Origin of the sequence: Corynebacterium tuberculostearicum, assembly GCF_046097465.1 — a bacterium.
In the GTDB taxonomy this organism is placed as follows: domain Bacteria; phylum Actinomycetota; class Actinomycetes; order Mycobacteriales; family Mycobacteriaceae; genus Corynebacterium; species Corynebacterium tuberculostearicum_I.
In genome coordinates this window covers 1,435,009-1,461,087 of sequence record NZ_CP175799.1, presented here as the reverse complement: position 1 = coordinate 1,461,087, position 26,079 = coordinate 1,435,009, and the positions used below count along the sequence as shown (strand labels likewise).

Sequence of the window (26,079 nt, the reverse complement as noted above, 5' to 3'; positions counted from 1 at the left end):
GGATTTATGAAGACACTGCTGGAGAGGATGCCCGCTTGGCGGGAGAAGTTTTGGCTGATCCCCGCCGTGGCGGTGGCCATCGCCGCGATCGGCGCGGAATTGCTCATTGCGGTTGGTAGCAATTTTGACGTGTCGGACACGCCCTTTTATGACGGCAGCGCCGATAGCGCGCAAGGGATTTTAAGCGCGGTAGCAACCTCGTCACTCTCCTTGGCCGGCACCGTCTTTTTCATCACGCTGACCGCGCTATCCGGTGTCGTCACGGTGATGGGCCCGCGCCTCCTGCACGAGTTTTTAAAGGATCGCTCCATTCAATCCACGTTGGCGATCTACCTGGCAACCTTTATTTTTGCGCTCCTATCCCTGCGCGCGGTTCGTACCGGCGGCGGTGGGGTAGAAGAATACGTTCCTTCCCTCAATGTAGCCGTCACAGTGCTGCTGGCCATCGCCTGCGTTGTCTTCCTCATCTACTTCATCGTGCACATTGCGCAATCCATCAGCATGTCCCACGTGGTGCACGTGGTTGCCCAAGACGTAGAAAGCCACATGCGCCGGCTCATCCGCCGCGGTGAGGAGGAGGAGAAAGTAAAAGCGCCGGGGCCAGAGTTCTACACGAACGCGCAAAAGCGCCGCAGTAGTGAGACTGGCTATCTCAAATTCGTGGACTATGACGCCATCGCGCAGGCTGCAGCGCAAGAGGATTGCGCGGTGCACCTCGGCGTGGCACCGGGAGACCTCGTATTGGAAGGCGAGGTCATTGCCCACGGCGTGCCACGTTTGCCGGAAGATATTGAGCGTCATATCGTGCTCACGCAACACCGCGAAAACGCCTCTGCCCACGATCCTCGGTTTACCGCTCGGCACCTTGCAGAAATTGCTGCCCGCGCTTTGAGCACCGGCGTTAATGACCCATTTACGGTAATTGACATCATTGACCGCTTTACCCAGATTCTCACCGTGATTGGGGATAAGCGGCTTCCGCAGGGCATTGTGCATGTGGGCGGCGAGTTTCGGCTGGATTATCAGACCTTTAGCTATGCCGAAATCGTCGAGGCGATGTTTACACAGATTCGGCGCGACGCGGCCGATAATGCGGAGATTTACCTCAGCATGCTGGATAACCTCGCTAAGGTGGTTGCCCTCCTTCGCACAGCGGATCGCCGGCGCGTGCTTGACGACACCGCCCGGGCCATCTACTCCGATGCCCGCCGCCAGGTAGGCGGCGAGGTGGAGCTGAAACAGTTGGAGGCTTCCTACCAGCACTTCCAGGACAACCTAGCTGCGTGGGCGGAATCCGATAAGCCGGGCGAAGAGCACGCCGCGGAGTAGCCCGCGGCGCGGTTGTCGATGGCGCTAGTTGCGGAATCCATGCACCGGCGCGGGGATGAATCCGCCGCGGTTAATGAACTGCGCATTGCCCACTTGATTGACCGGGATGACAGGGGCGTAGCCAAGAAGCCCGCCGAAGCTGACCTCGTCGCCTACCTGGGCGCCAGGTACCGGAATGACGCGCACTGCGGTGGTCTTATGGTTCATTACGCCGATGGCTGCTTCATCAGCAATCATGCCCGAGATAGTCGCGGCCGAGGTATCGCCCGGCAGGGCAATCATGTCGAAGCCAACCGAGCAAATAGCGGTCATGGCCTCCAGCTTGTCCATGGAAATGGAGCCGGACTTGACCGCATCGATCATTCCTTTGTCCTCGGAAACGGGGATGAAGGAACCAGACAATCCGCCCACGCGGGAACACGCCATCATGCCGCCTTTCTTAACGGCGTCGTTAAGCAAAGCCAAGGCTGCGGTGGTGCCGTGGGTACCCACCTGGTCTAGGCCCATGTGCTCCAAGATGTGCGCAACCGAATCGCCCAATTCGGCGGTGGGGGCAAGCGAAAGGTCGATGATGCCGAAAGGAACGCCCAGGCGCTCCGAGGCCATGGTGCCTACCAGCTGCCCGGCGCGAGTGATCTTGAAAGCAGCCTTCTTCACCTCTTCTGCAACCTGGTCTAAGCTGGCCCCCTCGAGCGAGCCCAAAGCGCGGTCGACGACGCCCGGGCCAGATACGCCCACGGAGACCACGCAATCGGGTTCTTCAATGCCGTGGAAGGCGCCGGCCATGAAGGGGTTATCTCCCACGGAGTTGGCAAAGACCACGAGCTTGGCGCACGCAATGGCGGAATCATCCTTAGTGAGCTCGGCCGCTTCCTTGATGACCTCGCCCATCTTCTTGGCTGCATCCATGTTGATGCCGGCGCGGGAGCTGGCGATATTCACGGAGGAACAGACGACGTCGGTAGTAGCTAGCGCCTCCGGAATGGAGCTGATGAGTTTCTGTTCCGCGGTAGTAGCACCCTTTTCTACCAAGGCGGAATAGCCGCCCACGAAGTTGACGCCAACCTCTTTTGCTGCCTTGTCCAGCGCCTTTGCCGCATCAACGGGGTTTCCCTCTACGCCGGCCACCACTAACGAGATGGGGGTTACGGAGATGCGCTTATTAACGATGGGGATACCGAGTTCGCCCTCGATGCCTTCGCAAACCTCGACGAGGCGCGCTGCCTGCTGGGTGACGCGGTCATAGATGGCCTGGCACGTAGCCTCCATGGTGGAGCGGGTGCATCCGAGAAGCGAGATCCCCATGGTCACGGTGCGGATATCGAGACGATAGTTCTCAATCATCTCGATGGTGTCCAAGATATTGGTGGTATTAAAACGCGTGCTCATATTAAATTTCGTTCATGGCGGTGAAGAGGTCTTCGGACTGAATGCGGATGGACTGGTGCTTTTCTTCCGCAACGGGGCGCATGCGCTCCTTGATGGTCTGGATGGAGACCTTGTCCGCATCGAATTCGACGCGCAGGATCATGGTGAAGTATCCGCCCATGAGCGTCTGGGAGACGTCAATGACGTTGATATCGAGTTCTGCAAGGGTAGTGGTCACCGCGGCGATGATGCCGGTGCTATCGGCTCCGGTGACGGTCATAATGGCATACATGCGTGCAATTCTATCTGCTTGCCGAGCGCGCCGCGGTGGTTTGTGCGTGCCGGAGTAAGGAGGCCGTCTGCACGCCGGCCGCGCCGTTGTTACGGTGGGGCGGTATGACTGATAAGAAGAAGATTCTGTACATCGGTGGACACGGCAAGGTCGGGCTGCTGACCGCCCCTAAGCTGGTTGACGCCGGCCATGAGGTCCACTCCCTCATCCGCAACCCAGAGCAGAAGGCCGAGATTGAAAAGCTCGGCGCGACCCCGGTTATGGCTGATATTACTGAACAAACCGTGGATCAGTGGGCAGAGCTTTTCGCCGCTTATGACGCTGTAGTCTGGGGCGCTGGCAATGGCGGCCGCGGTGGGGCAGACCTCACCTGGGCCGTCGACCGCGATGGCGCCCTCGCTACCCTCGACGCCATGGACAAGTTGCAGCAGGAGGGCAAGAATGTGCCTGCCTATGTGATGATCTCTTATGTCGGCTCCCAGGTAGCAACCACGGATCCTGCCGATGAGAAGTGGTATGCCTACGTGGAGTCCAAGAAGGAAGTAGACAACCGCCTTGTACAGGCCAGCTACCCGCACCTCATCCTCAAGCCAGCGATGCTGACCGAGGAACCAGCCAAGGGCATTGAGCAGATTGAGGATAAGAAGCTGAAGGAGTCTCTGACTTCTTCTCGCGAGCTGGTTGCGGACGTCATCGTCGAGTCCCTTGGCCGTGAAAACCTGCCGGGATCCCCGCTTGCCTTCGTTGATGGCGACAATCCGGTGAGCTCCATCAAGTAAGGCGCTAGACTGGCTGGCATTATGACTGCTAAGCCACCAGCTGTACTTATTGATTGCGATCCCGGCATCGATGATTGCCTCGCCCTTATGTACCTGGCGGGGCTGCATCATGCTGGGGAGATCGAGCTGGTGGGGGTTACCACCACGGCCGGCAACGTCGAGGTCCACCGGACCGCGGATAATGCCCGCTGGATTCTGGACCTGTGCTCGCTTTCCGACGTCCCCGTAGCCCCCGGCCTACCCCAACCCCTCAAGGTAGATCTCACCACCACCCCTGAGACCCATGGCCCGACAGGGCTGGGCTACGCACACGCCCCCGCTGCCGCCGCCAAGCTACAACAGCGCGATTGGCAGCAGGTATGGGAAGAAGCATTAGCCACCCATGACGATCTGCAGCTGATCGTTACTGGACCGGTCACCAACCTTGCGGCCTTCGAAGCAACCCATAGCGAGGCTGCTGCGCGCTTCGGTGCCATCACCATCATGGGCGGCGCGGTCAATTACCGCGGAAACACCACGCCAACTGCCGAATGGAACTTTTGGGTGGATCCGCACGCCGCCGCCCAACATTTTCATTCAAACGCCCCACGCGTTCTCACCACGCTGTGTTCCCTCGAAGTAACGGAACAGTTTCTCATTACTCCGCAGCGCCTAGACGAGGCCTTGGAATTGTTGGGGGAGCACCCCACGGCACAAATCCTGCCGGACGTGCTGCGTTTTTATTTTGAATTCCACCAGGCGCAAGGAGAGGGCTATCAAGCCCAGATCCACGACCTTTTGACCTGCATGATTGCCCTGGGGCGCATCCCTTATGAAGCGATAGAAACCACCATGGACGTCGAGGCGGAATCGACACTGCTGCGTGGCACGAGCGTCGCAGATTTGCGCAACCATTGGGGCCGCGCCCACAACGCGCGGCTGGTAACAAGCGCAGACATGGAGGCCGCACACCACGAATGCGCGCGGGGATTGACGCTATTGGCTTCGCATTAGTGGCTTTTAGCACGCAGAGCCTCTACTATTATCCGCGGCGCACGTGCCGTGCGAGCTCGCTTTCCGAGGTGACATAGGAAAGCAGCACCATCCGCGGTCGGCGTTTACTTTGCCCATTTTTCGGTATATGGATTTGGACTTTTACTGTGTCACAGCTTTCTCTCACCCCCGTCCGCAAGGCTATGGTCATCGCGGGTGCACTCATCGTCGCCGCAACCTGGATTTATCTGGTTCTTCTGCGTCCTACTGATTGGGAATCCGTTGCCGGCTCGACCGAGGCGCTCATTACCCTCGCCGGCTACCTCGTTGGCGCCGCGCTCCTTCTCACCGGCACCGTTCCGGCATTACCGGCGCGAACCATCGCCATCATCCCGGTAGCACTAGTGCTCAATATTGTTGTCGGCGAAATCATCGGTTCTATCGGTGTTCCGCTGTATATCGACTCCGTGGGAACGATCCTGGTAGCCGCGCTCGCGGGACCCATCGCCGGATTGGCTACTGGTACCTTGTCCTCCGTCGTATGGGGACTGTTGAACCCCGCCGCTTTGCCCTTCGCCGCCGTGTCCGCCGCCACGGGGTTCCTCTCCGGACTGGTAATCAAGAAGGGCGCTTTCACTAAGGTGTGGTGGGTCATTCTCAGCGGCGCCATCATTGGAATCATTTCCGGCATGCTCGCCGCACCAGTGGCTGCCTTTGTTTATGGCGGTACCGCAGGTCTTGGTACGGGCGCGGTTGTTTCGCTGTTCCGAGAACTGGGCAATTCCCTCATCGCCTCGGTTACGCTGCAGTCCTTTATTTCGGATCCCCTGGATAAGGCACTGGTCTTCCTCATTGTCTGGGCAGCGGTCAAGGCACTGCCGCAGCGCACCCGAGAATCCCTTCAGCCACGTTAATGCACGGCCTTCATCCCGCCACCGTTGTCACCATCGCGGCCTGCGGCTGGATCCTTACTTTGGCGCTGAATAACCCGGTGGCGTCGGCAAGCGTAGCGCTCATCGCCCTAGCCTGCGGTACTGCCGCTACCCGCAACGCTTCCGTGATTTTGACAACATTGGCGCTAAGCGCCCCAGCGGCCCTTTCCATGCTGGTCATTCACGCCCCCTACGGTGATGACCCAGTGCTGCCGCTGCTAACAAGCGACGGCCTGGTTCTCGCCGCCACCCTCACCCTCCGATTCTGCGCCCTCATGGCCTGCTTCATCGCGGCCATGGCAGCCCTGCGCATTGCTGATATCGCCAAGTGGCTGCAAGTGTCGCGCGCTGGCCACAAGGTCGCGTATATCGTGGGAGCCTCCCTACAAACCCTGCCCCAAGGCGCGCACGCTTGGCGTTGCGTGCGTGAAGCCAACCAGCTCGCCGGCATCACCGTGACCTGGCGCAATACCATCTCGCGCGTCATTATTCCCGTTATCGCTCGCCTCCTTACCCAAGGAACCCAACGTGGCCAGGCCCTCGCCGCCGTCGGATTCGACCAAGAAGGGCAACGCACCCTACTGCGCCCCGTTGCCGATTCCAGGGTCTCCCGCGTCTTACGCTTCGTCATTCCGCTAGTTAGCCTTGCGGTGGTGATTGCTACATGGATCTAGCCCGCATTAAGCCCAATCCTGGGGCCATATATCAAGTACTTGTCGAGCCCGACACAGCCGTCGAAGACGTTGCCGTGGAACTAGCCGAGCACCTATCTACCGAAGCCATCATCGGCACGGATGCCTCAGCACAGATTAGCTTCCTGCGGGAAACCTGTATCGAAGAAGTAGTTTTAGGCCTCGAAAATGCCGGCGTGCCTGCCCCTGAAATGCAGCGGCGTGGGGAGCGAATGCTTCGCGCTGTAGGACTGTCTGACTATTGCGAACATGACCCAACGCAGCTATCCGGTGGCCAAACACGCAGGCTTGCGGCTGCCTGTGTCGCCATTCGCGAGCCAGAAATCATGATTGTGTGCGAGCCCGCAGCCGGGCTTGATGCTGATTCGCGCACGCAAGTGGTTCGCCTCTTGCAGTCGATGCCGGAGACTTGCGTCATTTCCGTTTCTAGTTCCTCCTGGCCAGAATTGGGTGGCGACATCATTGGCACAGACCCACTCGTAGCGGCCGTCGACTTACCGCGTGTTTCTGCAAGCCCCCGGACAGGGAGTATCGGTCCGCTAACGGCACGCCGGGGTGCAGCAAAGAAGAAATGGTGGCACTTTTCTCAGCCCCGTGGCACTTCCTTCAGCGTCGGACCGGTGGAAATCCCTATCACGGAATCCGCGGTTACGTGGCTGCGTGGCGATAACGGCAGTGGCAAGACCACGCTCCTGCGCGCCGCGGCTGGGCTCGATGGCGCCGGAGCTGTCCCGAATCCACCCGCTCTTGCCCTGCAATCGCCATTTGATCAGGCAGTGTTCCCAACAGTGGAGGAATTCGTCCCCAATGACACCTTGCGCAACCTGTTGGGACTAAATCCGGCGGATCATCCTCTCGATCTATCATCGTCTCGCCTGCGGCTTGCGCAGATTGCCCACGTGATCGGGCAGCAGCGACCGGTGGTTCTGCTCGACGAACCAGACACCTTGCTTTCAGCTGCCGACCGCTGGCTCATGCACCAACTCATCCACTACGCACTGCAGTCCGGCAGCGCCCTCGTAGTTACCTGCCACGATTCTAAGTTTGTGGCAGAAATAGAAACCTATGCTGAAGTAACGGAAAAAACACTGCTGGCGCCGCAGCTATAAGCGCATACAAAACTGCTCCCGGCTCTCTCCAATATCAGTTAAGAAGCAGCCGGGAGCAGGATTGGATGTACGGGGGATTACTGTGGGCTCGCCTGAGCACCGCGGATGGATTGCTCTACTAAGTCAAGAACATTTTCTAGTTCCGCGGTATCGCCCAAGGCAAGCCGATTAATGAATCCATCCATAAATACCTCAAGATAGATGGCCAAGGTATCGATTTCTACATCATCCCGAAGGCGGCCCTTATCCGCATTAGATGCCAAGCGTGCGCGAACGGCTTCATCACGAACCGACTGGTTTTCCTTCCACCGAGCGGCGAACGAGGGGTCAGTGCGTAGCAGGGAGGTGATTTCCAAGCGTGTGGCCAGCCAATCGTGGCGCTCAGGATGTTGGAGCATTTCCCGCATGACTTCTACCAAGCCATTTTGAGCCACGACTTCGGCCTGACGAGCGGCATCTTCTTGCGCCAAGGCAAGGAATAGTGACTCTTTGTCACCGAAGTGGTGAAAAATTGCGCCACGTGACTTACCCGTAGCTTGCTCGAGTAGCCGAACAGTCGCTCCCTCGTACCCGTGCTCTGCAAAGCAGCGGCGGGCACCTACGAGAATGTCGTGCCGGCGGCGACTAAGTTCAGATTCGCTCACGATGGGCATAGTAGGGAACTCTCCTTAATGGGGGATATCTAAAGATTGTTTAATCAGTAATTTTAAATAAGAAATAAAATCGACGTGACGAAACGCGGGGCCGCATTGCCCTTCCTGAGAGAGGGCGGTGCAACCCCGCGTTGTCGACTGAACTTAGTCCTTTAACCCATCGGTTGGGCTAAAGGACTGCGCGAAGACGCTTAGTTCTTGACCATCTGACGCAGAACGTACTGCAAGATGCCGCCGTGGCGGAAGTAGTCAGCCTCACCCGGGGTGTCGATGCGGACGTCGGCATCGAACTCGACGGCCTCGCCGGACTCCTTGGTAGCGGTGACGTGGACGGTCTTCGGGATGGAGCCATCGTTGAAGGCGGAGATGCCCTCGATGTCGAAGGTTTCCGTACCATCCAGGCCCAAGGACTCGTGGGACTCGCCCTGTGGGAACTGCAGTGGGATAACGCCCATACCAATCAGGTTGGAGCGGTGGATGCGCTCGAAGGACTCAGTAATAACAGCCTTCACGCCAAGCAGGTTGGTGCCCTTGGCTGCCCAGTCACGGGAAGAGCCAGTGCCGTACTCCTTGCCGGCGATGACAACGAGCGGGATGCCGGCTTCCTTATAGTTCTGGCAAGCATCGAAGATGAAGGCCTGCGGGCCGCCTTCCTGGGTGAAGTCACGGGTGTAGCCACCGGTGACGTCGACCAACTGGTTGGCCAGGCGAATATTCGCGAAGGTACCGCGCATCATAACCTCGTGGTTACCGCGACGGGAACCCAAGGAGTTGTAGTCCTGGCGGGCAACGCCGTTTTCATCGAGGTACTGCGCGGCCGGGGTGCCCGGCTTAATAGCGGAAGCAGGGGAGATGTGGTCAGTGGTGACGGAATCGCCCAGCTTTGCCAGAACGCGTGCGCCCTTGATGTCCTCAACCGGGTTCGGCTCGGTTGGCATGCCATCGAAGTAAGGAGCCTTGCGGATGTAGGTGGAATCCTCATCCCACTTGAAGGTCTCACCCTCCGGCACGTCCAGGTTGCGCCAAGCATCGTCGCCCTTGAAGACGTCGGCGTAGTCAGCCTCGTACATCTCGCGAGAGATAGCGGACTGGATGGTGTCCTCAATCTCCTGCGGGGATGGCCAAATGTCCTTCAGGAAGACATCGTTGCCTTCCTTATCCTGACCCAGCGGCTGTGCATCAAAGTCAAAGTCCATGGTGCCGGCGATGGCGTAGGCGATGACCATGATTGGAGAAGCCAAGTAGTTCATCTTGACATCCGGGGAGATACGACCCTCGAAGTTGCGGTTACCGGAAAGGACCGCGGTGGCAGCGAGGTCGTTCTCGTTGATGGCTGCGGAAACCTCGTCCGGCAGTGGGCCGGAGTTACCAATACAGGTGGTGCAACCAAAGCCGGAGAGGTAGAAGCCCATGGCTTCGAGATCCTTCCACAGGTCTGCACGCTGGAAGTAGCCATCAACAACCTGGGAGCCAGGAGCACAGATGGTCTTAACCCATGGCTTGGACTGCAGACCCTTTTCTGCTGCCTTACGGGCGATAAGGCCTGCGCCCACCATAACGGATGGGTTAGAGGTGTTGGTACAGGAAGTGATGGAGGCAATGGCAACCATGCCGTGGTCCAAGGTGAACTCGCCACCGTTTTGGGACTCAACGGTAATTGGGTTGGAGTGACGGCCCTTCGCGCCAGTAGCCGAGGACTCGCCGTGACCCTCACGAGCCTTGTTCAAGCCGCCAGTGACGTCCTCCATAACTGGAGCGCCGCCTTCTGCGGACATGCGCTTTGCCTCGACAGAGGATTCGTCAACGCAAACCTCGTCGGTGGTGTAGTTAGCGAGATCCTTGCGGAACTGCTCCTTGGCCTCGGTCAGCAGGATGCGGTCCTGCGGGCGCTTCGGGCCGGCAATGGAAGGAACAACGGTGGACAGGTCCAGCTCGAGGTACTCGGAGTACTTTGCCTCTGGAGCGTCCTCTTCCAGCCACATTCCCTGTGCCTTGGCGTAGGCCTCGACGCGGTCGATCTGCTCCTGCGGGCGGCCGGTGAGCTCGAGGTACTTGGTGGTCTCCTCGTCAATCGGGAAGATCGCAGCGGTGGAACCGAACTCAGGGGACATGTTGCCGATGGTGGCGCGGTTTGCCAGCGGGACAGACTTAACGCCGTTGCCATAGAACTCAACGAACTTCTGAACAACGCCGTGCTCGCGCAGCATCTCGGTGATGGTAAGAACGACGTCGGTTGCAGTGACGCCGGTAGGAATCTCACCGGTCAGCTTGAAGCCTACGACCTTCGGGATAAGCATGGATACCGGCTGGCCGAGCATGGCAGCCTCTGCTTCGATGCCGCCGACGCCCCAGCCCAGAATGCCCAGGCCGTTTTCCATGGTGGTGTGGGAGTCAGTACCGATACAGGTATCCGGGTAAGCGAGGCCCTCGTTGTCGAATACAACGCGGGACAGGTACTCGATGTTTACCTGGTGGACGATGCCGGTTCCTGGAGGAACAACGCGGAAGTTGGAGAAGTTCTCAGCACCCCAGCGGAGGAACTGGTAGCGCTCTTCGTTGCGCTGGTACTCAATTTCAACGTTCTTTTCCAGCGCATCGGTAGAGCCGAAAGCCTCAACGATGACGGAGTGGTCAATGACCATTTCGGCCGGGTTGAGAGGGTTAACCTGATCCGGGGTGCCACCCAGTGCGGAGACGGCCTCACGCATGGTAGCGAGGTCAACAACGCAAGGAACACCGGTAAAGTCCTGCATGAGGACGCGTGCTGGGGTGAACTGGATTTCGGTGTCCGGCTCTGCCTCCGGATCCCAGTTTGCCAAGGCGTTGATGTGGTCCTTGGTTACGTTCTTGCCGTCCTCGTTACGCAGCAGGTTTTCTGCCAGCACCTTGAGGGAGTAAGGCAACTTCTCCAAGCCGGAGACGGTGTTGATGTCAAAGTAGTCATAAGACTTGCCGTTGACGTCAAGGGTCTTCTTGGCCTCGAAGGAGTTCAAGCTTTCAGTCACAGGGAGCTCCATTCCTTGTTAATAAACAGTGTGTTCTGTTTGGTACTCGCCGCCAGTCGTCACCGCGGGGCAGTGCTCGGCATCATTGGTCACTGGTGTGACGCGACGCGACCATGGGGCCCGCTGTGTTGAAGGCGACAAAGAACGCGATGGTTCACCTAGATATTGTAGAGGCTAAAACCTTCGGTCGCTGCCATTGTAACAGTACAAGCGTTCTGTTTTCACCTTTTCGAGAAATTCGGCGAGTTGAGGGGAAGGACGTCTGTGGCCCGCCCGTATCTTGGGGGAGAAGAAGTTTAGGAGCCCTATATATAAGGAAGAGATACACATGGTTCCCGCGGGCGTAGATGTAGCTGATTTGGCAGGCCAGCTGGAAGAGGATGGCGTGGCCTACACGTCCCCAACGCTCAGCCAAGATGCACAGCTCAACGCGGAGGTAGCTCAAGGCTTGCGAGACGGTGACGGAGTGGCCGTGGTTGATGTGGTGGCTGATCGGGCACCTGATGTCCGTGACATTGCCCAAGAGCTCCAGGATGCGACAGGCTTGAATACCGTCATCGTACAAACCCCTCGCCATGTTTCTTCCGTTAGTGACACTTATAGCCGTGCCGACATTGAGTCGGTGCAGGCACAGATCCCGCCTGGGGTTGAACAAGTAGACCTTCTGTCTGAGTACTACAGGGGGCTAGACCAAATCAGCTTCCCGGTCGGCGCAGTGGTGGGGGCAGTTGCCGTAATCGCCGTGATTGTATTGGTTGGCTCTTTCCTAGCGGCCGGCCGTCGCACGCTCTAATAGTTGAAAAGAACCTACGGAAGCTGGGCGTGCGAGACGGGCTAGTGATGAAAGCCGGGCGAGAAACGTGGAACTTGGCTTTTCAGAATTCGACAAATAGTCCCTGAAAATTAAGTTTGTTCGAGAAAGTATCACGTTAGAGGGTGAAACTTTTGCGGGCCTTTGATGCGCGGAAAATTCGGGCAACTGACCCGAAGGCGTGTACTGAAGGACTCCGGGCGAATGTGGATGACGCAGTTTCGTTCACTCACGGGGTGCCGGGAGAGTCGGTTGCGGATTGGGGAGGCAGAAGTTCGGCCTGGACTTAACGTGAGCCGGATACCTAATTGGGGATCGTGGATGGGGCGGGGGAGTGGTCAAAGTAAACCCTTAGGGGTTGACATCCGGTGGGGGAGTGGTTGAGTTGTCCTGGTTATGGTCAGACTCGGGGCTAGTAGGGCGTATGGGGCTCCGGTTGTCTAGTGATTAAAGTCACAATAACGGGATGGTAACAAAATCATTGCAGGTTAGGTGCACATGTTGAGTCATGTGAATTAACTTGACTCACGTGAATTGCGGGAAAATTGTGCGAAACGGGCGTGTCGTGACGTAAGGTTCGATTGTCGACTCAGGAGACATTTCTTGCTTCCTGGGTTCATGGGCTTAGCCTTGACTGTCACGAGAGAACTCGCACGGGTATGTGGGGAAGCACGCCTCGAGCGAAAGTTAGAACGTCGAGTGGCCGTTCTTGGAAGTCAATGAACCGGGACCTTTCGATAGCGATTGGGAACGCAGGCAAAGAACTTGAGCGATTACAATGTTCGAAAAATTACACATCAACCCACCTTCCGTTTATGAGGTGAGACGGGTTCATTAGAACTCCACCGTGTGGAAATTTTGGTGCGAACCTTTATATGGCTAAGGCTAAAAGCCTGTTGTTACAGAAGGTGCGTACGGAGAGGTCCATAGGGATAGGGTCCGGGAACGCCGAATCACTCCACAAGGGTCAGCTTCGTGCGGCCTGTTCATGGTTTGTGGCTGCTTGCCCTCGACGGCTCGGTAGTGCTCAAAAGGTTAGACCTTTTGGACTCCAGTTGGCGCCGCGGCGAGGTCTGCCAGAACCCGTAGAGCAGTTCTCACGGTGCTCAGTGCAACGAAGACGTGATCGGGGCATACGGAATCGCGGGTTGTAAAACGCACCCTGGAGCGTATGTCGCGCGCAGCGCAAGAATAGAAGTGGATTTCACAGTCGTGGGACTTTGTTTGAACAGAGGATAGTTGTAGACCATCTGTGTCCGGCTTGGCGGACTCGCGCAAGTAGACCTTTAGGCTCTCTTGCCAGAGTGCAAATTGTCTGGATATCGCTGTTGTGGGGAAACAGTAGCGGTTAGAGTCGTCCAGTATCGGCGCAGCAATCGTCCTCAACTGTCTCTAGTTCCAACATGAAAGCCCTAAGTCTGCTGAGCGTCCACAGAATGTGCACACCCGGAGTGAAGTCTCAGCCGAAGTAGGCAGTCTATCAACAATTACCGCTCTAGTGTCTGCGGGCACCAGGGGGTTAGCTTCGCGTATCTATTGATATCTACCCAAGGCGAACCTCTAGGCCGCCCAATAAGGCATGCGATAACGCCTGTGTTTGTGCGAAATATACAGGCGGGGATCCCGGGCATACCTATGTCCGGAGTCTTCATGGACTCTCACTAAACGAGCAGCGTGGGCCCAAACTAGGAGTATTTCAGTGGCCACCATTCGCCTTCCGCGCATTCGACATGTTCGCGCTTTCATTGCTGCAGTAGCAGGTACCGCAGCTATTTCAACGCTTTCCACCGTAGCCCCAGCGGGCGCCGATGAAGTATCGACGCCAAACCCAGGTACGGTCCAGGACCAAAACTCAGACCACGTAGCAATTGACCGTGCGGTTGCCAATGCAGATTCGCTGCAGGCCGCTGTAGAGGAGTCCCGGGCAGAGCTAGGTCGCGCGGAAGCGGATGTTTCCGGAGCGGAAGACCGTATTGCTCAGATTCGAACCCAATTGGAACAAGTGAACGGCGAGCCGGGCACTAATGAAGAGTATGTTGCCAGCTTGGAAGATGAGCTGCGCCAGGCGGGGGAGGAAAAGCGAGAAGCCGAGAGTCGGGTCGCGCAGGAGCGTCGAGAGCTGGCCCAGAATGAAGCTCGACTAAACGCTACCCAAAGGTTTGCGGAGGCCACTTTTGCCCGCCAGCAGCAGGCTGCGCGCCAAGAGGGGGCAGCAAGCGGGATACAGCTCTCGCAGCAGGATTCTCTTCCAACCTCGCCAAATCAAGTTGATAATCTTGATTCTGCAGCTTCGACTAACGCCTTTACGGTCAACTCTGAAGACTTGACTTCCGAGGACAAGTCTCAGGGCTTTACAGATGAGGTAGTAGATTGGGGCTCGCTTGAGGCTCCTGGCAGTGCGGACGTTGCCGATAATCCGGAGGCTCCATCCGTTGCTGAGCAGGAGAAGACTACTCCAGAAGCGGACTTCGGAAACGCCCTCAACAAGGGTACAACGCCGACGTTCCAGAACGTCGATTTTGGCACTGGATCCTCCGTGAACGATGCGCTCGGACTTGCGAATGATATCGCCGCAGCCGTTGATGAGGACGATGTGCGCACCCTCATGCAAGGTTCATCTGACTTGCTTGGTTTGGGCAGTCCGAACACTGCACCTGCCGCCAGTGTTGACGCTCCCGAGGTGGATGAGGTAACTGAGTCCGAGGAAACCACCACTGGTGCAGATGCGGGCCGAGACGCTCAGATCGAGGCCGTCATTTCTCGCGCCGAGTCTCAGGTCGGCGTCCCTTATGTGTGGGGTGGCGGCGATAATAATGGTCCTACCGGTGGGCTTCGCGATGGTGGCGTGGCTGATTCCTTCGGGGACTTTGGACAGTCTGGCTTCGATTGCTCGGGGCTAGTCAAGTACGCCTACGCGGCAGCCGGCCTGGACCTTCCTCACTACACTGGTGCGCAGTACCAGCAGGGCACGAAGGTTCCCCGCGAGAACGCACAGCGCGGTGACCTTATCTTCTACGGAGCTGGTGGAAGCCAGCACGTAGCTATCTACCTAGGCGACGGCCAAATGATTGAAGCGCCACAGTCGGGTCAGACTGTTTCAGTAGTTCCGGTTCGCTGGGGTGGCGCTACTCCCGATGTCGTGCGCCTTCTCTAATCTCCAACTTTTGGTTGGTATGGTTTAGGGCATGACTGACGCACAACAGAATGCCCAAAACTTCGACGCCCTCCTCGTTCTTTCTTTCGGTGGCCCGGAAGGAAACGAGGAGGTCGTTCCTTTTTTGGAGAATGTTACCCGAGGTCGAGGCATCCCTCGCGAGCGGCTAGAAGTGGTGGGCGAGCATTATTACCACTTCGGAGGGGTAAGCCCGCTCAATGCGCTTAACCGCGAAATCATCGATCATGTCCAAGGCGAGTTGAGAAAACGCGGACATAATCTACCGGTCTACTTTGGCAATCGAAATTGGCATCCCTTTGCCAGCGAGACTGCGGAGAAGATGTCTCAGGACGGGGTGCGCAAGGTAGCTGTCTTCGCTACCTCTGCATGGGGTGGGTACTCCGCATGCCGGCAATATGATGAGGATATTCAGCGGATGCGCGAGCATCTGGCGGAGCAGGGTCTGCCGGACATTGAATTTACTAAGATTCGCCAATTCTTCGACCATCCGAAGTTCGTGGCCGAAATGGCAGCCGCTGTCACGGAGGTCTGGGGACAGGTTCCGGAAGAAAAGAAGGAATCCACTCGCTTGCTATTTACCGCCCATTCGGTTCCCGTCGCGCACGATAACGTGGGCGGAGCGGAAGGCGATAAAAACCTTTACTCCCGCCAGGTGGCAGAGGCGTCGCGGTTGGTGGCCGCACAAGCCGGTATTTCTGGCTATGACCTTGTATGGCAGTCACGTTCGGGCAATCCACGCACTCCGTGGCTCGAGACAGACATTGTTGATAAAACCACTGATATCCACCACAACGAAGGCATCGACACGGTAGTGGTGTGTCCGATTGGCTTCATCTCCGATCATATGGAGGTTATCTGGGATCTCGATTCCGAGCTGCAGAAGGCAGCCGAAGAGATGGGCGTCAAGGTCCTGCGCACTCGTACAGCGGGTCCGACTCCACGGTTTGCGGAGATGGTCGTTGATCTCATCGATGAGCTAGAGCAGGGCCGCGAGTGGGAGACCAGCGGGAGCGTCACGGTGCAAGGGTGCACAGTCAATGGTGAGCCGTGCGCGGCGGGGTGCTGCGATATCTGGTCGCGTTAACGGGCAAACTCTCCAAGCGCATAAGACACGCCCGTCATGCGGGCCTGGCGGATGTGGCGCCACAAGCGAAGCAATTGTGGATCAAGGCTGTGGTCATTGATGCGGTCAGTGACGGTTTCGATGATCGCGGCCACTCGGTCGGCACGGGCAAAGAGCTTGGCTGCTCGAGCTGGCGTTGAACGGGGAAGTCCGGGTGTGTCATAGAAGTCGCTCAGGGTTCCCACGGTGAGGCGTGGGTTGGGCAATGCCTCGGTGCTATACCCGGTTGCCGCGATGAGCTGGGCGGACTCATTGGTTGCTTGAGAAAGGAGTGCGTCGGCTTCACCGGGGCTTAGCCAGGCGGGTGCGGGGAGCTGCTGCTTTTCGACGACCACTTGCCACGCTGTATGGCTGTGGCGAATGTGGGGGATGAGGACTAAGTTACGCAGGGGATCATTGGTGCGAACTATGATTGCTCCGGCGGAACTTTGTGTAGCCGCGCGATAGGACTCCGATCCCGCCGGCAATGCAGGCGGCTCGCCTGGCCCGGACAGTGCGAGGCGCACGATAGGTTCTGCACGTACACCGCGATGAGCGGTAAGCTCGGAGGTCTCCGCGCGCAGCATGGCTAACACATCGACGAAGGGGGATTCGTCCAAGCATTCTGGACGTCCGCCTAGTTCAGTAAGCGCGTCCAGCAAGTCATCGGTGGTTTCATGTCCCCACAGCCACGAGCCAAGCCAGACGGCGGTGTTTTGTAAAGGTGACCATACTTCGGCGCGCATATCCATGGCGAGCCAGTCTAGTAGATAGACTAACGGGCCATGAGTTTTGATCCTTATGGCGGAGATATTTTTGCTGGCCACTCGCGGTCGAAGCCGCGCCAGTACCCGGAAGTACCAGCCGAGCCCGGAATGGTAGTGGAAGTGCGCGGCGATGACTTTGTGGGGGCTGTTATGGGCGTGGATAAGACCGTTTTCGGTGAGGTGGTACGCCTTGAGGATCGCCATGGCGTAGAACGGGTCTTTAACCTGGTTAAAGGCGGGTTCCTAGTGGAAGGCAAACCAGTAACGCTTACCCGGTACGTCGAAAAGCAGGCTCCCCGCAAATCCAACTCCGGCTCCCGCCGCGTAGAAAACGTGGAGGCAAAGGTTGCCGCGCCATCGCGCATTTGGGTGGAGGGCGTGCATGATGCCGCCATTGTGGAGAAAGTGTGGGGTCACGACCTGCGTGTGGAAGGCGTGGTCGTCGAATACCTCGAGGGTTTGGACAACTTGGAGGCGCGCCTCGCAGAATTTCAGCCAGGGCCGGGCCGCAGGGTCGGCGTATTGGCCGATCACTTGGTTCAAGGCTCCAAGGAAACCCGATTAACGGAAACCGTGGGAGAGCATGTCCTGGTCACTGGACACCCCTTCATCGATATCTGGGCGGCGGTAAAGCCGCAGCGCGTAGGCCTGCGCGAATGGCCAGATGTGCCCTACGGCGAGGATTGGAAAACCGGTATTTGCCGCCGCGTAGGGTGGAGCGACCCGAAGGATGGGTGGCGTCATGTCTATAACGCCGTGCATTCCTTCCGTGACCTGGACTCCAGCCTGATCGGTGCCGTGGAGCGCCTCGTGGACTTCGTTACTACACCTGAGTTGAGCAAGTCCGACTTGCTCTAGGGGTGGGCAAGGTTGGCGCGTTCAATGAGGTTGACGGCCAACTGCCACCCCGCCATCTCCGCGCTCCATCCGGCCGCCTGGAGGCGTTGCGACATGGCTTGCTTGGAAATTCCTAGCTCTTCGGCGGCCTCATTCTGGTTGAGTCCTGCGCGGACGAGCGAGGTTGCTTCGCGCCCTTCGATGGTGCGCTTGTGCAGAACGTACCCAAGCAGGGCAAAGGTAGCTGCGATATCGCTCGCCTCCGAGGCACGGCCGCGCTTATTGAGTTTGGCGTAAACCTGCCCCATGCGGGCGGACTTCCGCAATGCGGCGGTTGCTACCTGGCGCGCGCCTTCCTCATCTTCCTGGTTGCCGGGGCTAATGCCGATGCCGATAGCCCAGTCGCCGTCGGCAAGCAAGGCCATGACCACGTCGCACACGGCAGTTGCTGAATCTACTACGGCGCAAATATCTTCCACGCCGAGCACGTGGAACTCGCCCACACCATTGAGGGTGGATAGCGCCGTTGCAGAGCGTTGGACCAACTCTGCGCGACGCACGGAGCGGCCCCGGTAGCGAGCGTGGACAGCAAGCACAGAAATCCTCCTTAAGGAACCAATTGCGAAATAGTCTACCGCTCGTACTTGACTTATGGGCGAGTGGGTAGGCGCGAATCCATATACAGCCCGCCCATACCGATGGCGGCAAAAGCTACCATGGCGACAATGATGCTGGGCGAGGTGTGGCCGGTGAGGGCATCGCCGAAGAAGACGCCGAGGGCAGTAGTCGGGATGGAACCGAGGAGGGTGGCCACGGTGAAATGGCTAAGCTTCACGGGTGTTAGTGCGGCAACATAATTCAGGAGACTGAAGGGGACGCCGGCTACCATTCGCAGCGAAGCGATGGCCAGCCAGCCGCGTCGCTCCAAGTGGGCATTGATTTTAAACACTGCGGGGTGGGTTAGGTGCGGCCGGATCCAGTCTCCAAGGAGCGTGCGGACGATGAGGAGCGACAGGGCCGCAGACACCGTCAAGGCGCACAAGGAGAGGGCGAGGCCCTTCCATGGGCCAAAAAGTATTCCTGCGGCTACCGTCCAAAACGTTCGGGGGAATGGAAGCTGCGTAAATATGACATAACCTAGGGTGAAAAGGAGGGGGAACCAGGCGCCATAGCGGGTGGAGGCCTCGCGAAGTTGAGCCACGTCCGGCAGATCAAAGAAATAAAGGAGGGCCACGACGGTGAGGATGGCCGCGAAGAACGCCAGCCAACGCCGTATCGACCACTGGAGGATTGACCGCCAAGCGGACCGGGCGAGCGACATGAGGAAATGGCCGAAGCTGCGCGCCCAACTCAAAAGTGTGGTCATGGGGGAGATCGTAGTCCTTGTGGGAGTACTGAATAGAAAAATCCGGCGGCTACCTTAGTGGTAACCGCCGGTCCGTTGTGCCCGAGGGGGTGTCTGGTTCGGAGACATCGTTCCGCATGTCTTATGAGATAGTTCCGGTCTAACCAGCACTAATGTCTCATTACATCGATCCGGTAGAAAACTCTGAAGTTAAATTTGCCCGGCCGCGACAAAAAGTGATGTCTCGAGACATCGATCCTCCATGCTTTAAAAATGGAGCAGAAATCAAAACCAAGCCCAAAAATCATCATCGAAACCATGCTTGCTACCGGCATGACTCAAGCCGAAGCAGCTGACCATTTCGGCGTCAGCACCAGATGGATCCGAACACTTCAAGCCCGCTACCGAGAAGGCGGAATCAACCGCCTAGAACCACGCTCTAAACGCCCGCGCACTAATCCCCGAGCGCTCAACCCCAGCACTGTCGACCGCATACTTAAACTGCGCCAGGACCTCACAGAACGCGGCACTAACGCCGGAGCCCATACAATTCGCTGGCACTTGCAGCAAGAGGGAATCGACCCACCACCAGCACCATCCACAATCCACCGAGTGCTCGCAAACAACGGTCACGTCATCGCCCAACCACAAAAGCGTCCTCGCAGCTCATGGATACGATTTCAAGCAGATCAACCCAACGAAACATGGCAAATGGACTACAGTGACTGGACCATCGCAGGTCACAAGCGAGTAGCTATCCTCACCATCTTGGACGACCATTCCCGGTTCATCATCTCCTGCTGTGCCTACAACAATGCCACCGTGGGAAACGTCATAGAAAGCTTCATTAATGCAGGCCAGACACACGGCTACCCCCAGTCCACCCTCACCGACAACGGCCGAGCATTCACAACCAGCACAGACCGGACAAACCCCGCGCGAAACGGCTTCGAGCAACTGCTCATAGACCTAGGAATCAAGCAGAAAAACGGTAAACCCTACCACCCCCAAACACAAGGAAAAGTTGAACGCTTCCACTACACCCTTAAACTAGCCCTAGCAAGCAAAATACCAGCTCAAAGTCTCGATGAACTCAACGCTCAGCTAAAAGAAATCATCGAATACTACAACCACAAACGCCCCCATAGAGCCCTAAACAGAACCACCCCCGCAGAAGCCTACACAGCACTGCCCAAAGCTCTCCCAGCAGACATCAAACCAGACCACGACTACCGCCTACGCACTGACAAAGTAGGCACCAACGGCAAGACAACCCTGCGATGGGGTGGCAAACTACGCCGCCTCTACATCGGGCGCCGATGGGGCGGCGAACCAATCACCATGGTCTGCATCGACAACCGCGTAAGCATCAAAATAACCACCACTGGGGCACAAATCGCCGCCTACACACTCACCGAAGAAAAAATCTATTACAACAAGAAAGACAACGAACTTGACCCCCAACAGGGCAACTGAAAACGAAAAATCTCGAGGCATCGACCGGAACGATGTCTCGAGACTTCACATTGTGCCCGAGGGGGTGTCTGGTTCGGAGACATCGTTCCGCATGTCTCATGAGATCGTTCCGGTCCTACCAGCTCAGATGTCTCACCACATCGATCCGGTTGAAAACCCTGAAGCTAAAACTGCCCAGACACGACGAAAAGCGATGTCTCGAGACATCGATCCTCTGTGGCTTTCTGCTCCGAAGTGGGGGATTCTGAGAGTATGTCCGTGCTAGGCCCAGCGCTGGTACTTCTAGCGCCTTCAGGAGCAGTTCTAGGTGTGTGTCGCTAACAACTAACGACAACTGAAGCCAGAACCAGGTCCCGGTTATCGTGTTGAAAACCCGCAAACGGGGCACAATCTTGGCCCGCACAGTCGCCTGACTCTCGCAGTACTCGCGACGTTGCGAATGCCTGGTTTTCGGGAGTCTGGGGCAACCAAAAGCAGAAAATCTCGAGACACCGACCGGAACGATGTCTCGAGACTTCACATTGTGCCCGAGGGGGTGTCTGGTTCGGAGACATCGTTCCGCATGTCTCATGAGATCGTTCCGGTCCTACCAGCTCAGATGTCTCACCACATCGATCCGGTTGAAAACCCTGAAGCTAAAACTGCCCAGACACGACGAAAAGCGATGTCTCGAGACATCGATCCTCTGTGGCTTTCTGCTCCGAAGTGGGGGATTCTGAGAGTATGTCCGTGCTAGGCCCAGCGCTGGTACTTCTAGCGCCTTCAGGAGCAGTTCTAGGTGTGTGTCGCTAACAACTAACGACAACTGAAGCCAGAACCAGGTCCCGGTTATCGTGTTGAAAACCCGCAAACGGGGCACAATCTTGGCCCGCACAGTCGCCTGACTCTCGCAGTACTCGCGACGTTGCGAATGCCTGGTTTTCGGGAGTCTGGGGCAACCAAAAGCAGAAAATCTCGAGACACCGACCGGAACGATGTCTCGAGACTTCACATTGTGCCCGAGGGGGGACTTGAACCCCCACGTCCGTTAATAGGACACTAGCACCTCAAGCTAGCGCGTCTGCCATTCCGCCACCCGGGCAGGGTGTTTATCAGCCTCTCGGCTGGGCACTCCGATACTGTATCCTGCTCGAGGCTTGCTTTACAAATCGCCAGCGTAAGGCGTGAAAAAGCTACCGTTTACGGCGTGTGGAAATACATGGTTGTAAGTCTGGGTGGGGGCTTTCCGCGTGTGCGGCAAATAATATGCAGGGTGCGGCGGTTACACCACATCGACAGCGGCTTGTGAGGTGGGGTACAAAGGGGTCTATGACTTCTTATGCAGATGATTCCCGCTTTCCTGGACCAGATCCTTACGCGCCGCTACGCGATGTTCCTTCCTTCGTTCTCTCGTCTACCGATGTGGTGGAAGGAGACGAGCTGCAGGAAAAGCTCCGCGCCCCGGAGAGTGTATCGCCTCAGCTAGCGTGGTCCGGACTGCCGGAAGGCACTAAGTCCCTGGCCGTGACCTGTTTCGACCCAGATGCACCAACGGCTTCTGGTTTCTGGCACTGGGCGGCGTTCAATATCCCCGTCGAGGTAAGCGAGCTGCCTACCAATGCCGGCGCCGCGGAGGACTTGGGCATTGACGGCGTCATCAGCTTGCGCAACGATTCGGGCGAGCGCACCTACTTCGGCGCTAACCCGCCTGCCGGACACGCTCCGCACCGCTACCTCTATGCCGTCCACGCAGTTGACGTAGAAAAGCTCGACATCGACCCAGATGCTTCGCCGACCGTGCTTGGGTTCAACCTGCATTTCCACGCCCTTGGCCGCGCCATTTTGTGGGGCTGGTACGAGGCGAAGTAATGGCGAGTAGCTCTACTTCATCGCAGCCTAGCCCGCCGACGGCGCTGCGGGTGGGCGGCGCCTTCATGGTGGTCGCATTCGTGCTGGTGCTCTTTGCGTTAATCTCCGTCTTCACGGATGGTTGGGGTGCCGATTTCGAATGGACGTATTCCAAAGTGGCGATTATTGTCGCCGCTGTCATCGCCGGGGCCTTCAGCACCATGAGCAAAAGTCAGGCGGGAAGTCGCGCGCAGGTTGCCGCATTGGTCATCGCCATTGTGATCATTGCAGCCAGCCGCTTTGTACCCGGCGATATCCTATTCACTCAACCACAGTATTGGGTCGTTTTCTACGCCGGCTTTGCGGTGTTGTGCGCACTGGTTCTCAGGCGCAGCGTTATGGCGCAGACCTAGTCAGCACAGCAAAGACAAAGGGTCCGCCTACTTTCTCTGCGTGCAGCAGGAGAAGTAGGCGGACCTTGTGTTGAAAAGCCTTGGGCTGGACTAATCCAAGGGCTTCCAGGGGAGGCCGGAGCCTACGGCCTGGGAAATATTGCTCAAACCGTGGGCACGGATTTGGGCGGCAATGCCGCGGTGGATATCGCGGATCCAGTCCGGTCCGCCGTAGATGAGACCGGTGTAGCCCTGCAGTAGGGAAGCACCGGAAGTGATGCGCTCCCATGCCTGTTCTGGCGTGGAGATGCCGCCCACGGAGATGAGGGTGAGCTGGCCGCCGACTCGCTCATTGAGGCGGCGCAGTACCTCTAGGGAGCGCTCGGCTACCGGAGGGCCGGATACGCCACCGGCGCCCATGTCCTTTACCTCGGCGGCTGGGGTCTTGAGCCCCTCGCGGGAAATGGTGGTATTTGTCGCTACGATTCCGTCGAGCCCGAGTTCAAGGGCTAGGTCTGCCACGGCGTCAACGTCGGCATCGGAAAGGTCTGGGGCAATTTTCACCAGCACCGGAACCGCGGTGCATTCTTGCACGGCGGAGAGAATGGGGCGCAGCGATTCCACTGCTTGCAGGTCGCGCAGGCCCGGGGTGTTCGGCGAGGAAACGTTGACCACCAAGAAATCTGCCAAATCGCCCAACACCGACGCGGAGCGGCGGTAGTCTTCTACAGCATGCTCGGCAGGGGTGACTTTGGTTTTGCCAATATTGATGCCAATGACATCGCTGTAGCGACGCTTGCGCAGGTTTTCCGCGGCGGCCGCTGCACCTTGATTGTTAAAGCCCATCCGGTTCAAGATGGCCTTATCGGCCTTCAGGCGGAAGAGTCGCGGAGCAGGATTGCCGGGCTGTGCTTGGGCGGTGACGGTGCCCAACTCTGCATAACCAAAGCCAATGGGAGTCCACGTATCAGCAGCCGCGGCGTTTTTATCAAACCCGGCGGCAAGTCCCAGCGGGCGGGGGAATTCTACTCCGAAGACCTCTTGGCGCAGCACTGGATCGTTGACCGGCAGGATCTTTGCCAGGGCTCGGTTGGCTGGCCCGGCGGCTTGGAGTCCGCTGAGCGCAGTGTTGATAATCTCGTGGATACGCTCCGGGCTGAGTTTGAACATGCCCCGCAAGGCAAGCTGGTAAGCCTGCGCGCGCAATTGGTCAATAGTGCTGGTCATAGTGTTAAGACTCCTTCTTCAGGTGCGGGGCGTCCACGAACTGCAGCCCGTGGCCGGTGGCGGAGGCGGCGACAAAGGTGCCGTCGCCAAGCAGGGCAATATTCTGCGCATCCGGCACGGTGGAGAGATCTCCGCGCAGCTCTGGTACGCCTTTGCCAATTTCATAGGCATAAGCCTTATTGGTATCGGTGGCGCTCACCCACGCCAGATTGCGCTTATTATCCCAGGCTACGCCCCATGGGGTGCCCTCAACGTTGCCGTATTGATGCAGGCGGACGACGTCATCTGAGGTGTAGACGGCCAAGCGGCCGCCCTCGGTATCGGAGGCGAGGACCACGCCGTTATCGCCCACCGCGATGCTGCCGACTCCCTGGCCAACGCGCAGTCGGCCGCCCGCGCGATCATTCGTCCAGTCCACGTTCTGGATGGTGGAATCCTCTCGGTGGATGCGCACCACTCCGTCATCGCCTGAGGAATTGGGCACGGCCAATAGCTGCTCCGAGCCGGCCTCTACCTCGATATCTCCGTCGCGCTTTCCGTCTTTATAGATGCCTACCGTGGTGGAATCGGCCGAGGTGGCAAAGATCTCGCCGCTGGATAGCTGGGTGGCGGCGGTAACGGGGGAGTCCTCCTCCATGTGGACCTCCTGGGGAGAATCCGGGGATGCAGGATCGATGAGGAGAACCTTATCCGGGCAGGCGAGGACAAAGCCCGACTCCGAAGAACTGAGGTCACCACACTCCGCAGAAATGTCTAGCGAGGTAGCCTTCTTCCCCTCAAAATCCTTCTGACTACCGATGAGAAGCTCGTCCTTGGTGCGCACTGCCAGCGAGTCATCAAAGGCGACAAGGTCAGTGATGTCTGCCTTAAGGTCGACCACAGTGCCTCCCGCATCCGCCTTAGCCGGGGAGGCCGCTGGGGTGGCATTGCCCTTGACCGCGGTCTCTGGATCGGCGCCCACGCCCACGTCGGGCTGGCAGGCGGCCAACGCGGTGGCGCTCAGCGCCAGCAAACTGGAAAGGATAAGTGCGGAGCCAGATTGAGATTTCACGGCTACTAATCCTAACAGCGCGCGTTGTAAAAACTCGAAGCCCAGCGCGGCTGTAGTGTGAAGCGGGTGATTTCTAATACCGCAACTGACGCTGTTTCTTGGGCGCAGGTCATTGTTTTGTCCATCGTGCAGGGGCTTACCGAGTTTCTTCCGGTAAGTTCCTCCGGTCACCTGCGCATTGTTTCCGAACTTTTTTGGGGCAACGACGCCGGCGCGTCCTTCACCGCAGTTATCCAGCTGGGCACGGAGCTGGCTGTGCTGGTGTATTTCGCCCCAATGATTTGGCAGATTCTCTCCGGCTGGTTCCGCGGCTGGGCCGATAAGTCCTCTCGCGGCCAGGACTGGCGCATGGGGTGGATGGTCATCGTGGGTTCCATTCCTATCGGCATCATCGGCTTCGCATTCGAGGACGCTATCCGCGGCGCCCTGCGCAACCTGTGGATTACCGCTGCCATGCTCATCCTATTCTCCTTTGTCTTTATCGCTGCAGAAAAGATGGGTAAGAAGGAGCGCAGTTTTGACCAATTGACCATGAAAGACGCCATTATTATGGGCCTGTGCCAATGCTTGGCGCTCATCCCGGGTGTCTCCCGCTCCGGCGGCACCATTTCCGGTGGTCTATTCCTGGGTCTGGACCGCGAGGTGGCCACTCGCTTTAGCTTCTTGCTCGCCATTCCAGCCGTGCTGGCTTCGGGCCTTTTCTCGCTTCCCGACGCCTTTTCTCCCGAATCCGGCCAAGCAGCCTCCGGCCTGCAGCTTCTCGTCGGCACCGGCATCGCCTTTGTACTGGGCTACGCCTCCATTGCGTGGCTACTAAAGTTCGTGGGCAACCACTCCTTCTCATGGTTTGCCGCTTACCGCATCCCGGTCGGCGTGCTCGTCATGATCCTCCTTGCATTGGGAGTCCTGCAGCCGCTCTAAGGCACACCGCGTTAGGA

At 58.0% G+C, this 26,079-nt stretch carries 23 protein-coding genes and 1 tRNA gene; 14 read left to right on the top strand and 10 right to left on the bottom strand.

The window, feature by feature from the left end:
* Positions 1-6 precede the first annotated feature (6 nt).
* Positions 7-1,329 carry a DUF2254 domain-containing protein gene (locus ACKFRX_RS06945; protein WP_408927577.1) on the top strand — a complete coding sequence of 441 codons (1,323 nt, stop codon included), beginning with the start codon at positions 7-9 and terminating at the stop codon, positions 1,327-1,329.
* 24 nt (positions 1,330-1,353) lie between these two features.
* Here the strand turns inward: ACKFRX_RS06945 and ACKFRX_RS06940 are convergent, their stop codons facing one another.
* Positions 1,354-2,718: a PFL family protein gene (locus tag ACKFRX_RS06940; protein WP_408927576.1), complete on the bottom strand. Its 1,365-nt coding sequence runs from the start codon at positions 2,716-2,718 to the stop codon at positions 1,354-1,356.
* A 1-nt stretch (position 2,719) separates the two neighbouring features.
* Positions 2,720-2,989: an ACT domain-containing protein gene (locus ACKFRX_RS06935; RefSeq protein WP_179386521.1), complete on the bottom strand. Its 270-nt coding sequence runs from the start codon at positions 2,987-2,989 to the stop codon at positions 2,720-2,722.
* Between the two features lie 104 nt (positions 2,990-3,093).
* Between ACKFRX_RS06935 and ACKFRX_RS06930 the strand changes: the two genes are divergently transcribed.
* The 5 genes from ACKFRX_RS06930 to ACKFRX_RS06910 all read left to right on the top strand — a co-directional run bounded on the left by ACKFRX_RS06930 (position 3,094) and on the right by ACKFRX_RS06910 (position 7,473).
* A complete protein-coding gene (locus ACKFRX_RS06930; protein ID WP_005324825.1) occupies positions 3,094-3,768 on the top strand; it encodes an NAD(P)H-binding protein in 675 nt (224 codons plus the stop codon).
* A 21-nt stretch (positions 3,769-3,789) separates the two neighbouring features.
* Complete coding sequence (locus tag ACKFRX_RS06925; protein WP_200435642.1) at positions 3,790-4,761, top strand: nucleoside hydrolase; 972 nt, start codon at positions 3,790-3,792, stop codon at positions 4,759-4,761.
* Between the two features lie 182 nt (positions 4,762-4,943).
* On the top strand, positions 4,944-5,654 hold the full coding sequence (locus tag ACKFRX_RS06920) for an ECF transporter S component (protein ID WP_179387566.1): 711 nt from the start codon (positions 4,944-4,946) through the stop codon (positions 5,652-5,654).
* Complete coding sequence (locus ACKFRX_RS06915; protein ID WP_200435641.1) at positions 5,654-6,346, top strand: energy-coupling factor transporter transmembrane protein EcfT; 693 nt, start codon at positions 5,654-5,656, stop codon at positions 6,344-6,346. Before ACKFRX_RS06920 ends, ACKFRX_RS06915 begins: the two co-directional genes overlap by 1 nt.
* The gene (locus tag ACKFRX_RS06910; RefSeq protein WP_408927575.1) at positions 6,337-7,473 is read left to right on the top strand and encodes an ATP-binding cassette domain-containing protein; all 1,137 of its coding nucleotides are present in this window, start codon (positions 6,337-6,339) and stop codon (positions 7,471-7,473) included. The genes ACKFRX_RS06915 and ACKFRX_RS06910 overlap by 10 nt, the downstream gene beginning before the upstream one ends.
* A 77-nt stretch (positions 7,474-7,550) precedes the next feature.
* On the opposite strand, the gene ACKFRX_RS06905 is transcribed toward ACKFRX_RS06910, so the two are convergent.
* The gene (locus ACKFRX_RS06905) at positions 7,551-8,126 is read right to left on the bottom strand and encodes a TetR/AcrR family transcriptional regulator (protein ID WP_005324819.1); all 576 of its coding nucleotides are present in this window, start codon (positions 8,124-8,126) and stop codon (positions 7,551-7,553) included.
* Between the two features lie 191 nt (positions 8,127-8,317).
* Complete coding sequence (can, locus tag ACKFRX_RS06900) at positions 8,318-11,131, bottom strand: aconitate hydratase (protein WP_005328384.1); 2,814 nt, start codon at positions 11,129-11,131, stop codon at positions 8,318-8,320.
* A gap of 328 nt (positions 11,132-11,459) precedes the next feature.
* Between can and ACKFRX_RS06895 the strand changes: the two genes are divergently transcribed.
* The 3 genes from ACKFRX_RS06895 to ACKFRX_RS06885 all read left to right on the top strand — a co-directional run bounded on the left by ACKFRX_RS06895 (position 11,460) and on the right by ACKFRX_RS06885 (position 16,201).
* The gene (locus tag ACKFRX_RS06895) at positions 11,460-11,924 is read left to right on the top strand and encodes a DUF6676 family protein (RefSeq protein WP_040425242.1); all 465 of its coding nucleotides are present in this window, start codon (positions 11,460-11,462) and stop codon (positions 11,922-11,924) included.
* Positions 11,925-13,641: 1,717 nt separating this feature from the next.
* Entirely contained in the window at positions 13,642-15,096 is a 1,455-nt protein-coding gene (locus ACKFRX_RS06890; protein ID WP_408927574.1) for an NlpC/P60 family protein, read from the top strand.
* A gap of 31 nt (positions 15,097-15,127) precedes the next feature.
* Entirely contained in the window at positions 15,128-16,201 is a 1,074-nt protein-coding gene (locus ACKFRX_RS06885; protein WP_408927573.1) for a ferrochelatase, read from the top strand.
* Here the strand turns inward: ACKFRX_RS06885 and ACKFRX_RS06880 are convergent.
* The gene (locus tag ACKFRX_RS06880; RefSeq protein WP_200435637.1) at positions 16,198-16,971 is read right to left on the bottom strand and encodes a hypothetical protein; all 774 of its coding nucleotides are present in this window, start codon (positions 16,969-16,971) and stop codon (positions 16,198-16,200) included. The genes ACKFRX_RS06885 and ACKFRX_RS06880 overlap by 4 nt on opposite strands.
* Before the next feature lie 33 nt (positions 16,972-17,004).
* Here ACKFRX_RS06880 and ACKFRX_RS06875 point away from each other — a divergent pair, with 33 nt between their 5' ends.
* On the top strand, positions 17,005-17,844 hold the full coding sequence (locus ACKFRX_RS06875; RefSeq protein WP_200435636.1) for a DUF3097 domain-containing protein: 840 nt from the start codon (positions 17,005-17,007) through the stop codon (positions 17,842-17,844).
* On the opposite strand, the gene ACKFRX_RS06870 is transcribed toward ACKFRX_RS06875, so the two are convergent.
* Positions 17,841-18,419 carry a MarR family transcriptional regulator gene (locus ACKFRX_RS06870; protein WP_198493063.1) on the bottom strand — a complete coding sequence of 193 codons (579 nt, stop codon included), beginning with the start codon at positions 18,417-18,419 and terminating at the stop codon, positions 17,841-17,843. The genes ACKFRX_RS06875 and ACKFRX_RS06870 overlap by 4 nt on opposite strands.
* A gap of 53 nt (positions 18,420-18,472) precedes the next feature.
* The gene (locus ACKFRX_RS06865) at positions 18,473-19,189 is read right to left on the bottom strand and encodes a TVP38/TMEM64 family protein (RefSeq protein ID WP_005324807.1); all 717 of its coding nucleotides are present in this window, start codon (positions 19,187-19,189) and stop codon (positions 18,473-18,475) included.
* A 252-nt stretch (positions 19,190-19,441) separates the two neighbouring features.
* On the opposite strand from ACKFRX_RS06865, the gene ACKFRX_RS06860 reads away from it, so the two are divergent.
* Complete coding sequence (locus tag ACKFRX_RS06860) at positions 19,442-20,644, top strand: IS481 family transposase (RefSeq protein WP_408921372.1); 1,203 nt, start codon at positions 19,442-19,444, stop codon at positions 20,642-20,644.
* Between the two features lie 995 nt (positions 20,645-21,639).
* Here the strand turns inward: ACKFRX_RS06860 and ACKFRX_RS06855 are convergent.
* A tRNA-Leu gene (locus tag ACKFRX_RS06855) sits at positions 21,640-21,725 on the bottom strand.
* A gap of 227 nt (positions 21,726-21,952) precedes the next feature.
* Between ACKFRX_RS06855 and ACKFRX_RS06850 the strand changes: the two genes are divergently transcribed.
* Both ACKFRX_RS06850 and ACKFRX_RS06845 read left to right on the top strand, forming a co-directional pair.
* A complete protein-coding gene (locus ACKFRX_RS06850; RefSeq protein WP_005324806.1) occupies positions 21,953-22,492 on the top strand; it encodes a YbhB/YbcL family Raf kinase inhibitor-like protein in 540 nt (179 codons plus the stop codon).
* Positions 22,492-22,884 carry a hypothetical protein gene (locus tag ACKFRX_RS06845; RefSeq protein WP_408927572.1) on the top strand — a complete coding sequence of 131 codons (393 nt, stop codon included), beginning with the start codon at positions 22,492-22,494 and terminating at the stop codon, positions 22,882-22,884. Before ACKFRX_RS06850 ends, ACKFRX_RS06845 begins: the two co-directional genes overlap by 1 nt.
* Before the next feature lie 90 nt (positions 22,885-22,974).
* On the opposite strand, the gene ACKFRX_RS06840 is transcribed toward ACKFRX_RS06845, so the two are convergent.
* Together ACKFRX_RS06840 and ACKFRX_RS06835 are read right to left on the bottom strand one after the other, a co-directional pair.
* On the bottom strand, positions 22,975-24,090 hold the full coding sequence (locus tag ACKFRX_RS06840; protein ID WP_200436120.1) for a quinone-dependent dihydroorotate dehydrogenase: 1,116 nt from the start codon (positions 24,088-24,090) through the stop codon (positions 22,975-22,977).
* Positions 24,091-24,094: 4 nt separating this feature from the next.
* Positions 24,095-25,141, bottom strand: a complete 1,047-nt coding sequence (locus ACKFRX_RS06835) for a hypothetical protein (protein WP_200436121.1) — start codon at positions 25,139-25,141, stop codon at positions 24,095-24,097.
* Between the two features lie 66 nt (positions 25,142-25,207).
* On the opposite strand from ACKFRX_RS06835, the gene ACKFRX_RS06830 reads away from it, so the two are divergent.
* Positions 25,208-26,062, top strand: coding sequence for an undecaprenyl-diphosphate phosphatase (locus tag ACKFRX_RS06830; RefSeq protein ID WP_200436122.1), 855 nt, complete (start codon positions 25,208-25,210; stop codon positions 26,060-26,062).
* Positions 26,063-26,079 lie beyond the last annotated feature (17 nt).